Source organism: Streptomyces sp. NPDC052236 (assembly GCF_044548015.1).
Classification (GTDB): domain Bacteria; phylum Actinomycetota; class Actinomycetes; order Streptomycetales; family Streptomycetaceae; genus Streptomyces.
This window is the reverse complement of the sequence record NZ_JBIUBL010000012.1, coordinates 203,121-216,195: the sequence shown is the minus strand read 5'-3', so window position 1 is coordinate 216,195 and position 13,075 is coordinate 203,121. Positions and strand designations below refer to the sequence as shown.

At 66.6% G+C, this 13,075-nt stretch carries 8 protein-coding genes; 3 read left to right on the top strand and 5 right to left on the bottom strand.

Annotation, left to right across the window (positions count from 1 at the left end):
- Nucleotides 1-12 precede the first annotated feature (12 nt).
- Both eboE and ACIHCQ_RS21445 read left to right on the top strand, forming a co-directional pair.
- Complete coding sequence (gene eboE / locus ACIHCQ_RS21450) at nucleotides 13-1,212, top strand: metabolite traffic protein EboE (RefSeq protein WP_399664380.1); 1,200 nt, start codon at nucleotides 13-15, stop codon at nucleotides 1,210-1,212.
- Nucleotides 1,213-1,437: 225 nt separating this feature from the next.
- Complete coding sequence (locus ACIHCQ_RS21445; protein WP_399664526.1) at nucleotides 1,438-2,805, top strand: alkaline phosphatase family protein; 1,368 nt, start codon at nucleotides 1,438-1,440, stop codon at nucleotides 2,803-2,805.
- A gap of 288 nt (nucleotides 2,806-3,093) precedes the next feature.
- Here ACIHCQ_RS21445 and ACIHCQ_RS21440 read toward each other — a convergent pair whose 3' ends face one another.
- The 3 genes from ACIHCQ_RS21440 to ACIHCQ_RS21430 form a co-directional block, all read right to left on the bottom strand.
- On the bottom strand, nucleotides 3,094-4,626 hold the full coding sequence (locus tag ACIHCQ_RS21440; protein WP_399664377.1) for a helix-turn-helix domain-containing protein: 1,533 nt from the start codon (nucleotides 4,624-4,626) through the stop codon (nucleotides 3,094-3,096).
- A 281-nt stretch (nucleotides 4,627-4,907) separates the two neighbouring features.
- Nucleotides 4,908-5,768, bottom strand: a complete 861-nt coding sequence (locus tag ACIHCQ_RS21435) for a fructosamine kinase family protein (protein WP_399664375.1) — start codon at nucleotides 5,766-5,768, stop codon at nucleotides 4,908-4,910.
- Nucleotides 5,769-5,838: 70 nt separating this feature from the next.
- Complete coding sequence (locus tag ACIHCQ_RS21430) at nucleotides 5,839-7,701, bottom strand: DNA/RNA non-specific endonuclease (protein ID WP_399664372.1); 1,863 nt, start codon at nucleotides 7,699-7,701, stop codon at nucleotides 5,839-5,841.
- Between the two features lie 616 nt (nucleotides 7,702-8,317).
- On the opposite strand from ACIHCQ_RS21430, the gene ACIHCQ_RS21425 reads away from it, so the two are divergent.
- Nucleotides 8,318-9,865 carry an esterase/lipase family protein gene (locus ACIHCQ_RS21425; protein WP_399664369.1) on the top strand — a complete coding sequence of 516 codons (1,548 nt, stop codon included), beginning with the start codon at nucleotides 8,318-8,320 and terminating at the stop codon, nucleotides 9,863-9,865.
- 13 nt (nucleotides 9,866-9,878) lie between these two features.
- On the opposite strand, the gene ACIHCQ_RS21420 is transcribed toward ACIHCQ_RS21425, so the two are convergent.
- Both ACIHCQ_RS21420 and ACIHCQ_RS21415 read right to left on the bottom strand, forming a co-directional pair.
- Nucleotides 9,879-10,838: a hypothetical protein gene (locus ACIHCQ_RS21420; RefSeq protein WP_399664367.1), complete on the bottom strand. Its 960-nt coding sequence runs from the start codon at nucleotides 10,836-10,838 to the stop codon at nucleotides 9,879-9,881.
- A gap of 817 nt (nucleotides 10,839-11,655) precedes the next feature.
- Nucleotides 11,656-12,879 (bottom strand): hypothetical protein, encoded by a 1,224-nt coding sequence (locus ACIHCQ_RS21415; RefSeq protein WP_399664364.1) that lies wholly within the window; start codon nucleotides 12,877-12,879, stop codon nucleotides 11,656-11,658.
- Nucleotides 12,880-13,075 lie beyond the last annotated feature (196 nt).

Below are 13,075 nucleotides of genomic sequence, written 5' to 3'. Positions count from 1 at the left end.
AGACCGGCCGCAATGCGCCTGCGCCACCCGGACGGCAGCACCGTCCACCTCGCCTACTGCACGAACGTCCACCCCGCGGAGGAACTCGACGGCATCCTCCGCCAACTCGCCGTCTTCGCCGAACCCGTCCGCGAACGGCTCGGGGCAGCCCGCCTCGGGGTGGGCCTGTGGCTGCCCCACCGGACGGCGCGGCTCCTGGCGCACGACGAGAAGGCCCTGGCCCGGCTGCGCGGCGAGTTGTCGGCGCGCGGGCTCGAAACCGTCACGCTCAACGGCTTTCCGTACCGCGGCTTCCACGACCCCGTCGTCAAGCGCGCCGTGTACGCGCCTGACTGGAGCGAACCCTCCCGGCTGGCGTACACCCTCGATCTGGCCCGGATCCTGTCGGCGCTGCTGCCCGAGGACGCGACCCGCGGCAGCATCTCCACCCTTCCTCTGGGCTGGCGCACCTGCTGGACCCCGGCCAGGCACGACCGCGCACGGCGCGCGCTCGATCTGCTGGCCGAAGGACTCGCCGAACTCGCCGCCCGCACCGGCAGGACCATCCGCGTCGGCATCGAACCCGAGCCCGGATGCGCCGTCTCCACCGTGCGCGACGCCTGCGCACGACTCAGCGGCCTCGACACCGAGCACATCGGCGTCTGCCTGGACGCCTGCCATCTCGCCGTCGACTTCGAAGAACCCGGTCCCGCGCTCCGGAGACTTGCCGCGGCCGGCCTGCCGGTGGTCAAAGCCCAGCTTTCCAGCGCCCTCCAGGCCGACGACCCGTCCGACCCCGCCGTACGCCAGGCCCTTGCCCGCTTCGCCGAGCCGCGCTTCCTCCACCAGACCCGCGCCGGGGCACACGAGGCCCTGGCGCACTGGGACGACCTGGACCTCGCACTGCGTGCGACCGGCGGCCCTCGTGCCCGTACCCCCGTCGAGGCCGGGTGGAAGTGGCGCGTCCACTTCCACGTGCCCGTACACGCCGACCCCTGCCCGCCCCTCACCTCGACCAGGCCGGTACTGGCCGACACCATCCAGGCTCTCCTGTCCGGCCCCCGACCGCTCACCGACCATCTGGAGGTGGAGACCTACACCTGGTCGGTGCTGCCCGGCACCCGCCGTTCCGCTGGTCCCGCCGACAAGGACGCTCTGGTCACGGGCATCGCGGCCGAACTGGCGTGGGCGCGCGACCGCCTGCTCGCCTCCGGGCTGAAGGAGCCGGACTGATGCAGCCGGACTGATGCAGCCGGGCTGATGCAGCCGGACTGAAGGAACCGCACCGAAGAGGCCGCACCGAAGAAGCCGCCACCGAAGAAGCCGCCACCGAAGTAGTCGGACGACCAGTCCGGACCCGCACCCGAAAAGGACCACCGCGTGACCGCCGCCCCACCCGCCGGCGCGGGACGACCCGCCCCGCTGCTCGTCCTGAACGTCGTCGGACTCACTCCCCGCATGCTCCGCCACATGCCCCGGCTCCGCTCGCTGACGGGCGCCCCGGACAGGCCCACCGCGCACATCGCGCACCTGGACCCCGTGTTTCCCGCCGTCACCTGCTCCGTGCAGGCCAGCCTGCTGACCGGCCTCCCGCCCAGCCGGCACGGCATCGTCGGCAACGGCTGGTACTTCCGCGACCTGGGCGAGGTCCTCCTGTGGCGCCAGCACAACCGTCTGGTCCACGGCGAGAAGGTGTGGCAGACGGCACGGCGTCGCTACCCGGGGTACCGCGTGGCCAACATCTGCTGGTGGTACGCGATGGGTGCCGACACCGACATCACGGTCACGCCACGCCCGGTCTACCACGCCGACGGCCGCAAGTCCCCGGACTGCTACACCACCCCTCCCGGACTGCACGACGAACTGACTCAGGCCCTGGGGCCTTTCCCGTTGTTCGACTACTGGGGGCCGCGAGCCTCCCTCGCCTCCACGAAGTGGATCGTCAACGCCACCGCACACGTCATGCGGACGGCCGACCCGGACCTCACCCTGGCCTACCTGCCGCACCTGGACTACGACCTGCAACGCCACGGCCCCGACGGTCATCAGGCCGTGACCGCGGCCACCGCCCTCGACGACGCCGTCGCGCCGCTGCTCCGGCTCGCGCGCGAGCGTGGAACGACCGTGGTGGCGCTGTCCGAATACGGGATCACCGCCGTCGACCGCCCCGTGCACATCAACCGGGCGCTGCGCGAAGCGGGACTGCTCGCCGTCTACACGCAGGCGGGCATGGAATACCTCGACCCCTGGACGTCCCGCGCCTTCGCGGTCGCCGACCACCAGGCCGCCCACCTGTACGTGCGCGACCCGGCGGACTTCGCCCGCGTACGGGAACTGGTCGCCGCCCTCCCCGGGGTGGAACGCGTCCTGGACGCGGCAGGCAAGGCCGCCTACGGAATCGACCACTCCCGGGCCGGCGAATTGGTCGCCATTGCCGAGCCCACCGCCTGGTTCACCTACTACTACTGGCTCGATGACCCCCGCGCGCCGGACTTCGCCCGCTGCGTGGACATTCACCGCAAGCCCGGCTATGACCCCGTCGAACTCTTCCTCGACCCCGGCGACCGCCTGGTCAGACTCCGCGCCGCGAGCGCCCTCGCCCGCCGTCGGCTGGGGCTGCGCTCCACCCTGTCTGTGGTTTCCCTGAACGCCGACTGCGTACGCGGCAGCCACGGCCGCCTGCCCGACCACCCGGACGACAGCCCCGTACTGCTGTGCTCCGACGCCGACCGCCTGCCCGACCCGCGCGCCCGGTACCACGCCACCGAGGTCGCCGGCCTGTTGCTGGGCCTCATGGACCGAATTCAGTTCAGTACCCGCGCGTAAGAACAGCCACCCACCCGAAAACTTGGCATGAAGTCCGATGATGTCCCCAGGCGCTTCGGTTCCCGAGGAGGGCAATTGCCGGCAAGGAAGCGATCCGGTGACCGGACAGCGGGCGGGATTTGACATAGAGAGCGCTGTTCCAGCGGCACACCGGCCTCCGTCGCCACCGGGCGTGTAGTGGTGTTCACGCCCCGTCCCCCGAATCAGGGCGTGAACACGGCCCCGACTCTAAGTTCCGTGCGGCGGACCGGCGAGAGTCAGACTGCACAGCCGGACCGGCCGACGGTTTCAGAAGTTCCTGTCAGGCTTTCCGCCCTCAAGGACCTTCACGGCCAGCCACAAGTCATGACGCGCGTTCGGGACCCGCAACAGCGACCGGCACATGACCTGTTCGAGCCGCATCAGTCGCTTACGGGCTCCCGTCACCGACACACCGAGCGCCTGCGCCGTCGCACTCAGCCGGGTGTCGTTCCGCAGCCAGGTGCGCAGCGTCGTCTCCAGCGCGGGCGCTTCCTCATGTACGGGGCGCAACTGCGTCAGCGCCCACTCCCGTACGGCCGGCAGGCGCAGCAGCGCCTCGAAGGCGTCCTCGGCCGGAGTCGCCGCCACCACCACCCCCGCCGGGCCGTGATCCATCACACGCGGCAACGCCCCGATCCGCAGCGCCAGATCGAGCTTCGCCTGATCACCCATCAGGGACAGGTCCAGACCGAGGAGCACCTCAACGCGGCGGAGACGCGAGGCCAGGGTGTTGCGGTGGATCTTCATATGCCGGGTCGCGGCCGACGTGAAGACCAGCCACGACCGGACCGTGTCGGTCAGCGTGCGGCTGTCGGGGTCGGCGCCCCGGGCGGGGACATACCCGGTGAGCGGCGCCAGCAGGTGGTCGGCCCAGGCGCGGCCCTGGCGGGCCACCACGACGGGCAGACCCAGCGCTGCGTCGAACCGCGCCCAGCGCTCGGGGCGGCCACGGGCCACCGCGAGCGCGTGGAAGGCCTGTTCGTAGCCGACGGCCGTATCGCGCAGCGCCAGCGCCTCGCCGGTCCCCACGACACAGCCCTCGATCTCGGCCGCGAGGGCGGCTTCCAACGGGCGGGCGTCGGCGGGGACACTCGTCGCCGACGCGACCACGAGCACATGGTCGGAGTAGATGGGACACCGTACGATCCACGCCCGGCCGCCGGTGAGTTCGGCGCAGATACGGATCGTCTCGGCCCGCCGGTCGACGCCGCACTCGATGACATGGAACCGGGCCGGATCGTGGAGGCGCGGTCCGAGGACGTCCGCGATCTGATGCGCCGTCGTCAGGTTCCCGGACATCAGCAGATGCAGCACGGCCTCCCGTCCGCGCGCGTCGGCGATCTCCACGCGCCGCCGGGTCTGTTCGGTCTCCTTCGCCCACCAGCAGACCCCGAGCAGCGGCACCGCGTCGGCCGGGGCGGCCGTCCTGAGGGGGTCGGGTCCGACGACCGCGAGGACCTGTCCGGACGGGACGGGTCCGGACTGGTCCCCGGGTATGTCGACGGCCAGCAGCGCGCCCGAGAGGCCCAGGGACTCGCCCGCGACGAACGTACGCAGCCCCCGCTCACGCATCACGCGCAGCGCGTCGGCGACGAGCGTCATCACATCGGAGTCGTACTCCAGGGGAGATGCCGCCTGTACACCGCCGTGCGGGTCCACCAGCCCGACCCAGCACCCCGTCCGGCGCGCCAGCCACCGCAGCAGCGCCTGTACGCCGTCCCCCTTGCGGGCCAGCCGGTGCATGGTCAGGATGTCGGCCGCGCGCCGGGACTCCGGGGACGGCGCCGCTGGCACGCCCACGCCGCACTCCTTCGCCTCGTCGGTCAGTGTGCGGGGTTCTGGAAACCCGCCACGGGAGGAGACCGATTGTCCCCGCTGTGGCGGGACTCCTGCTACGCCCGGCGCGCGGCTCACCACCGAATACCCGGCCCTGCCGCCACCGGCGGCAGGGCCGTCTCGACCAGGCGGCCGTCAGTATCGGCATGCCCTGAGGAACCCTTCCCCAAGGCATTGGAGACGGAGGGCCCGCAGCCTGTCGCGGCCGTCCCAGGACGGCTTGGCTCAAGTTGCCTGCGTTGGGGTCAGCTGTAGCGCCGCACGAGCCGACGTACCGGCGCGAGTGCCCACTCCTGGTGCCCGGCCGCGATCAGCACCAGCAGCTCCCTCAGGTTCAGCAGCTCCAAGTGCTCGCGCCAGCCGGGCTCCGGTGGGTGGATCTCGTGGTAGGCGGCGAAGAACCGTTCCTGCGCTTGGGAGCCGCCGCCCTCGGCCATGCCCCTGTCGCACAGCATCATGCTCAGGTCGACCTCCGGCCAGTTGAAGGACACCGCGCAGTCGATGACCGCAGGGGTGCCGCCGGGCATGGCCATGATGTTCCTGTGCCACAGGTCGCCGTGGGTCAGGACAGGCCCGGACGGCGGCGGCACCAGCTGCGGCAGCTCCTCACAGACCCGTTCGATGACCGCGATCTCGGCGGGATCGAGCACCGCCTTCACCTCCGGCTCGTACAGGAATCGCAGGATCCGGTGGCGGGCGTAGAACTCGTACGGGTCCTGCGTCCAGGTGTTGACCTGCCGGAACGGCCCCAGCCAGTTGTCACGGTGCCAGCCGAACGCCTGTCCACGTACCTTGTGCAGCGCGGCCAGCGCCCGGCCCGCTCCCTCCCAGAAGCCGAGCGCGTCGTCAAGCCCCGGCACGGGCCGCAGCTCCTCCATGGCCAGGTACGTGTCGTCGTATCCCAGGACCAGGGGCGTCCCCATCGCGCCGCTCTCCCGCAGGGCGGCCAGGCCCTCTGCCTCCGCCTCGAACATGCCGGGCGGCGCCTCGGGGGTGGCTTTGACGACGCAGCGGGAGCCGTCCTCCCGGGTGACCAGCCAGCACGTGTGATGCGTACCGCCGGTGAGCGGCTCGGCCGCAAGGGCACTGTCCAGAGGGGAAGTCACCGCGCCAGGGTAGCGCTCCAGGTCAGGTGTCTTCGAGGGCTTCAAGGGCTTCTGGCCGGGCGGACAGACCCTATTGCCAGGCGATGTCCGACAGGTCCTCCAGGGGCGTCCGAGCTGCGAGTGATTCGGGCACGGCCAGGGTGTCGGCCTTGCTCAGGGCGGCGGGGAAACGGAAGCGGCCGCGGCTTTCCAGCTCGCTCAGCATGACCTGGAACACGCGGAACTCCTCCAGATCGAGGGCTTCGAGCTGATTGAGGTTCTGCGTGAGGAGGAAGGCCTTTGCCTTGAGCTGCCCCTGCTCGGAGAACGCGAGCACCTTCCAGTACTCGCGCGGGATTTGGACCCCGCGGAAGACCCGGTCGTCGTCCTGGAAGACCGGTCCGCCGAAGGCGCTCACCTTCAGGTCGTCGACCTCGACTTCGGCAAAGAGGGCCTCCTCGAGCCGTCCCCACAGGCCATCCTTGCCGGACTGGTTGAAGTCCTCCATCTGGGGGGTGATGTTGGTGTAGAAGAACGAGTCCTTGTTGGCCTTCTTGGCCTCAAGCGGTGCTCCCCACAACAGGTCGGCGCGGCGGGCCAGGTGCCCGCGGTCGAGTGGGTTGTCCTCATACAGCTCGTTGCCGACCTGGACGTCGTCCGGCAGGCGGGGGTCCTTGTCGAACTTGATTCCGGTGCGGGGCAGCCTCTGGAGGGTGCTGCCGTCGATGTTCCAGGCCACCCAGAACGCGAAACCTCTTGAGGCGCTGAAGGCGAGGGAGAAGTGGGTGTAGGGGATGACGTCGGAGCCGTTGAGCTGGACGGCGTCGTCCTTGATCGCGGCGCCGAGACGTGGGGTGTCGATCCGGTCGCCCAGGAATGTGGGGTTGTACCCCTGGATGACTGCCGCTTCTTCGACGGAGGGGCGTTGCAGGCTGATCTCGAGCTTCTCGAAGACCGAGCGTGGCAGGCACGCGAGCGCGTGTTCGTCGAGGCTGGTTTCTCCCTCGCCTGCGAAGTGGAGGCCTGCCAGCACCTTGCCCGGTCGGCCGTTGGCCGTCTTGAACATCCAGACGGCGCCGGAGTCGCCGCCCTGGCTGATCTCTCCGTTGTCGGGCCGATTGGCAGGGTCGAGTTCGATCTCGAAGCAGCCGATGGTCTGCACCCCGACCGTGCCGCCGTAGTCGAGCCGGGCGAGAGTTTCGATGCGCCGCACCACGCCGTGGGTGACGCCGGTGGTGCGACCGCTCTTGATGACCTTGTCACCGAGCTCCGGCTCGCCCAGCTCCTCCGGTACGACGTCGAGCTCAAGGATCTCCCCGCTGAAGTGGCGGTCCTCGATGGTCGCCACCGCACAGTCGCCGGCAATGCCGAGATGGGAACGCTTCAGGGTGCCGAGGCGGTTTTGGGCGACCCGGTTGTCGTCGTGCCGACCGGGCTGCACGATGTTTTCGCCCAGCTCGCCGCGCGCCCCGTGCAGCACGTGCCAGTTACTCAAGATGTAGGGGGTGCCGTCGTTCTTGTCGAAGACGATGCAGCCGATCGTGCCCGCCGACGCCTTTACGTGTCCTACGCTCGCACCAGGCAGGATCGGGGAGAGGCGCCGCTTGCGGACCGGGCTTTCCACCTCGGACACCACGAGGAACTGCGGTTTATAGCTGCGCTGGATGACGGCGGTCGGGACCTCGACCCCGTCGACCGTGATGGTTTCCGGAATCGGCGTGGTCTTCAGCGCAGCCAGCGCCTCCGGCTTCGCTTTCGTGTCCACGGTGAACTGGAGGGTGATCTCCTTGGTCGGCTTCCCGCCCTTCTTGCCGTAGCCGATACCGATGCTGGTCACGTTCGCATCAGTGAGGTATTTCTGCCCCTTGGTCCGGATGAACTGCCGGAGAGAGGCGACGAGTTTGTCCTGCTCGGGTGCGTTGTTGGACGCCGCGGTCTTCTTCTTGGCAACCATGAATGATCCCTTCACGGAGGCGTATGGGGACGTGCTGGCAGGGACACGGGGTGGCGCCGCCAGCCCCGTCGGCACCCAATATGGACATAAGGGGCATTTCGTACGCGACGGAGTCTAGGGCAGTAATGGGCTGTGCAACGGCACCCACGGCCAAGGCCCCGCGATGCGGCCGACGCCCCGGCGTGTCGCGCTGATCAGGGTGGGGTGGCGCTGTGGCGTCGTCGCCTTCCGCCGGCTCTCCACTTCCACGCACTTATCGCCGTGCCGTCCGCTGTTCGTACGGTCCCGCAGCAGCCGGCGCCGCAGATGTGTGTGCGCGGCGCCCTCCTTGAGGGATGGCTGAATGTCCGTCAGTCGCCGGTTCGCGGCCCAGGGATTCGCTGCGCAGGACTGCTCCAGTGGTCCGCCCGGACGGGCGGACATACAATTCAATCAAGTCGGCAATCTGGCGGTATCGTGCAATTACCGGCGAGGTCGAGCAGACGTACAGGGGCATGAGGTCAAAGCGCGTTGGCGCCACCAGGCCCCGGCTGACCGAATCTGAATGTGAGCAAGGCGCCGCACATGGTGAAAACGTAGGGTCACACGTCACACGCCGCACGCCGCGGAGAAGCTCATGACTATCATACCCGAGCGAATGAAGCTCCCTATCGTATACGTCCGCGGATTCGCCGGGGACACTTCAGGGATCAACAGCGTCGTCAAGGATCCCTTTTATGGCTTCAATGAAGGGTCCACGCACGTACGTATCGGGGCGGACAACGACCCCAGCTTTCACCAGTTCGAGAGCCCGCTGCTGCGGCTCCACCTCGACGAGGGATACAAGATTCTCGTCGAGGGCAGCCAGGACTCCTATCTCGAGACCCACGAACACATTCCGCCTGACAGCATCTGGGTACACCGCTTCTACGATGCGTCCGGGACCACATGGGGCGGTGAGGACAAGCCGTTCCGGCTTGAGGACGCTGCGCTGGACCTCATGCGGCTGATCGACAGACTTCGGAAGAAGACCAGCGCTCCCCGAGTCCACCTCGTGGCTCACTCCATGGGAGGACTCATCTGCCGCTGCCTCGTGCAGAAGATTCTGCCCGACCTGGGGCGCGACCCCAATGATTGTGTCGACAAGCTGTTCACGTATGGCACCCCGCACGGCGGCATCGCCTTCGACATTGGATTCGGGCTGCTGGAGAAAGTCCGCGACGCGGTCGGCATCAATGGTGCGGACATTTTCGGTCCTCGGCGCATGTACGAGTATCTGACACCCAAGGACGACGTGGATCCCGACGGTCCTCCCGAATCCTGGAGCGCTCGCGAGATGCCTCAGGGCAACGGAGCGTTTGCCAAGGAGCGAGTCTTCTGTCTGGTGGGCACGAATCCTAAGGACTACGAGGTCGCGATGGGGCTCTCCGCAGCCGCGGTGGGGGCCAGGAGCGACGGTTTGGTGCAGATCGAGAAGGCCCGCGTGCCAGGGGCACACACCGCCTTCGTACATCGCAGTCACAGCGGGCGCTATGGCCTGGTCAACTCGGAAGAGGGATATCAAAATCTGCGCCGCTTCCTCTTCGGCGACCGGAAAGTGGAGGCCGACCTCGTCAGCCACCAGTTGCCCTCCGAGGAAGGCGGCGTCACCTGGCAGGCGGAGGTGCAGCTGTCCGTACGTGGCCTGCCCATTGTGATGCACGAACGATTGGCGTCCCACTGGTGCCCGATCCAGTTGACGGGCCAACCGCCGGATCGGCCGGACGGTGCCACGGCTGACGACGGACCCGACGGGGCTGTCCCCCTGACGACAGTCTTTCTCGGCAGTGTCCTGTCGCGACCGCATGGCAGCCCTGCCATGCGGTATGCCCTTCACCTGAGGATTCTGTCGCTGCGGGAGCGCCGCGGAATTCTCCTGCTCGGGGATCATCTCGAACAGGCCGCCGACTTCGACGACATACTGATCGTGGACGTCGGCACGAGGCAGTCCGTGCCGGGAATCTGGGCGGCATGGAATTCCGCCATCCCAGGCGCGATCAGGGATCTTGACCTCAGCGGCGAACCACTGGGCGACGAGGACCCCCGCAGCCATGTGTGGGTGGCCTGCATCCCGCTTCCGCGCAGTGCCGGGCCGATTCTCGGCGAAAACGCGAGGATCCGTCTGACCGTCACCCCGTGGAGCTGAGTCGCGGGCGCTTTCAGTCTTTGGGAATGTGAACCACACACGTAGAGAACGGGTGTCGTTGCACGCATTCAAATAGTGCACTCCACCGGCCGCTGTCTTGGCGGGCGCCCTCAGCTACCGTCGCAGCGCACAACGAATCACCAAGACCCCAGAGAGATCCATCTGACCAACCAGTCTGAAGCGTTCGGCTCTTTATTTCCTTGATACAGGCTGCGGGGGCCTTGTGGCGCTTAACTTCTTTCATGAGTTCCAGAAATTGAGAATTCTGGAGCGAGCGGGTCCGCTGGTCCAGCTTTTTCTTTGCCTCGTTCCGCTCCTTCTGCGACGCCTTCGGCTCCTGGGTTGCCGCCAGCGTGTTGCCGGTCTCCTTCACGGTCTTCTCGATTGCGAGTTGATCCTCTGGATCCTTCGGCCTCGTCTTCGGAGCCTGGACTGCTACGAGCGCGGCGGTGGTCAATTCCGCGACTCTCGCGAAGGACGCCCGCTCCTCCTGCGGTAGGGTCTGGATTTTGTTCACCGTGTAGGTGATCGTCTCCACGATCCTCATGTACGTGGCCCGCTCCGCGGGCGGCAGGTTCGGGGCGTGGACTGTTACCGGCGTGGTGGTGGCCAATTCCATAGCCCTTGTGTGGTGCGCCCGCTTCTCCTGCGGCGGGTTACCCTGTGGCAGGGGCGGGTTCTGGATGTTCTCCAGGGTATAGGTGATGCCCTCCAGGATCCTTGTGTATGTGGCCTGTTCCTTCGGCGGTGTCTTCGGGTCCTCGATTGTTTTGAGCGTTGTGGTGATCCCCTCCACGATCCTTGTGTATGTGGCCTGTTCCTTCGGCGGTGTCTTCGGGTCCTCGATTGTTTTGAGCGTTGTGGTGATCCCCTCCACGATCCTTGTGTACGTGGCCCGCTTCTTCGGCGCCGTCTCCGGGTCCTCGATTACTTCCAGCGTCTCGGGCAGCACCTTGGTCAGTTTCTCCTTCACCTCCTTCGGTGCCCTCAGTTCCGCTACCGCATCCCCCAGTTCCTTCTTCAGCTCCGCAAGGTCATCTGGCCCGTCGGGGTCCGGCGGTGGGGGTGGGGGTGGCTCCGGCGGTGGCTCGGGTTCTGCCGGCTCTTGCGGTTCAGGTTCCTGTGGGTCCGGTGGTGGTGGCGGTGGTGGCTCCGGCGGTTCTGGGGGTTCGGGTTCTTGTGGGTCCGGTGGTGGGGGTGGCGGCGGTGGGGGTGGCTGCGGCGGTTCTGGGGGTTCGGGTTCTTGTGGGTCCGGTGGTGGCGGTGGTGGCTCCGGTGGTGGCTCCGGCGGTTCTTGAGGCTCTGGCGGTTCTGGGGGCTCCGGTTCTTGCGGGTCCGGTGGTGGGGGTGGCGGTGAGGGTTGGCCAGGTGCTGCCGTCGTAGCTTGAGCGAGGGCAGCAGGCGCTGCCACAGCGGTGGCCAGGCCTGTCGGCAGTGCGAGCGCGGTAGCCAAGCAAGACGCGCCGACAATGCGGGAGATTTGTCGCCGGGGGGTTTTGGCCATGATGGTTCCAAGTGCGCTGATGATGTGCTGCTCGGCCCCGAGGCGGCCCAAGTCACCGGAGATCCATAGCTCAACGGTCACAGGCGTTACAAAACCAACTCTTCGCCCCCTCGCTATATCCCGCAACCCGGGCGCCATGCCCTGGGAGGGAAGCCTGAGCTCACGCGGGCGAGCCGGCGGCACCAGGTGGCGGAGACGCCGAGTCGCTGGGCTGCATATCGGCACTTCAAACACTGCTGGTCCGCGGTGATCCAAACATAACTGCCCAGCCGTTACGAAATCACCCTCAGGCCTCCGAAGGATTCACCAATGCCGCAAAGGGTACCGCCGCTTGTGCATCAACAGTGACAACACCATATCTTTCCTTTTCCCTTTCGCTCTCATTTTCGGCCCTCGTGTAATACTTCAGGGATCCTGGCCTGAAGTCGGGCGACGATGAGATGATTGTTACAGAATCGGACTTTGAGGGCTTCACGCCCCAGATGGAGGTTACATACACCGGCCGACGCGTGACATTGATAATGTTGTTGTTGTGGTGCAGTCTTGCGCGATATGCGATATGTTCCCAGCATTCATCGGGGGGACAATAAAAGGCCCCTTCATTCTTGTGCCATGAAGGGTGCGAGTCGATGAACTCTTCCAGATCGACCTTCCCTCGATCTTTTCTCATCAGCTCGATGGTAAGGGCGGCCTCTACTGTGTCATATCTGGCAGCCCTGGGTAGCTGGACCACCTTCTCCTCGCTATATTCTTCGCCTGGTTCGAGATAGCTGCCTGGCCCATAAAACGGTCCAGCACTTATGGTGTGCTCTTTGGGGATGCCGGTGTAAAGCCGCACGTCGGAGTTGGACTCCATGGCCTCTCTTCGCTCCCTCAGTTCTCCAGCATTCTCGGAAAAATCAGCCGTGAGTCCCTTAATTGAATATTCATCGCTAATAATGTATGCTGGGATCTGTCCAGTGTTTTTCACCTGAAGGATCAGCGGGAGATGGATGATCTGACGTTCAGGATCGATTCGCGGTGTCCCGAATTTAGCCGTCAGGCTGAAAAGGACGGGAGCAGATGTGGGTTGGTAGACTGCGGAATAGGCTAGGTTGACAGCGGCCAGGAGTGTTGTAGCAGCTACGCCTGCCGCAAATTTCTTAGGATGCGGAGTTCCCCTCCACGCTTTTTCACGGATGAGCAACCAGAGCGCCCACAAAGACCAGCACCAGAGCGGAAAATATGCCAGCAGGTAACGTGTGTATTCCCTTTCCTGGAGCCACATGAACAGTAGGAGGCTGTCGGTGCCCAGCGCGATGAGCGCCCCGAGCAGGACCACCGCTCCGGAGAAGCTCAACTGGCGCTTTCCCCAATAATCGAGCACTGCGAGTGCGGCCACACCCTCCACGACGCCCAAGACGACGAACAGGTAACCGGTGATTCTTCCCGCGAAAGTGAGCGCGCCGACGGCATCCGGGCTTCCGACAGCGGCCAGCAGCATCATGGATCCGAGCAGCCCGGCCATCATGAGTGCGATGGTCGTGCGCCTTCGCCACGTGCGATCGGGCCACGTTTCGCTGTCTGCGCCGCGCCAGCATATGGATGTCCGGTCTTCCACGTTCGTGTCTCGCGGGTAGCCAGTGCGACTGAGGATTTTTCGCAGCTCGCGCAGCGACCAGGCGCTGCCCACCGTCGTGCCGCTGATGGCGACTTCGCGTAGCCCA

What these genes read in the sequence shown, in the direction of transcription:
- eboE (WP_399664380.1), top strand. Translation starts at nt 13, where the DNA reads ATGCGCCTGCGCCACCCGGACGGCAGCACCGTCCACCTCGCCTACTGC.
- ACIHCQ_RS21445 (WP_399664526.1), top strand. Translation starts at nt 1,438, where the DNA reads ATGCTCCGCCACATGCCCCGGCTCCGCTCGCTGACGGGCGCCCCGGAC.
- ACIHCQ_RS21430 (WP_399664372.1), bottom strand. Translation starts at nt 7,701, where the DNA reads ATGGTTGCCAAGAAGAAGACCGCGGCGTCCAACAACGCACCCGAGCAG.
- ACIHCQ_RS21425 (WP_399664369.1), top strand. Translation starts at nt 8,318, where the DNA reads ATGACTATCATACCCGAGCGAATGAAGCTCCCTATCGTATACGTCCGC.
- ACIHCQ_RS21415 (WP_399664364.1), bottom strand. Translation starts at nt 12,879, where the DNA reads ATGATGGCCGGGCTGCTCGGATCCATGATGCTGCTGGCCGCTGTCGGA.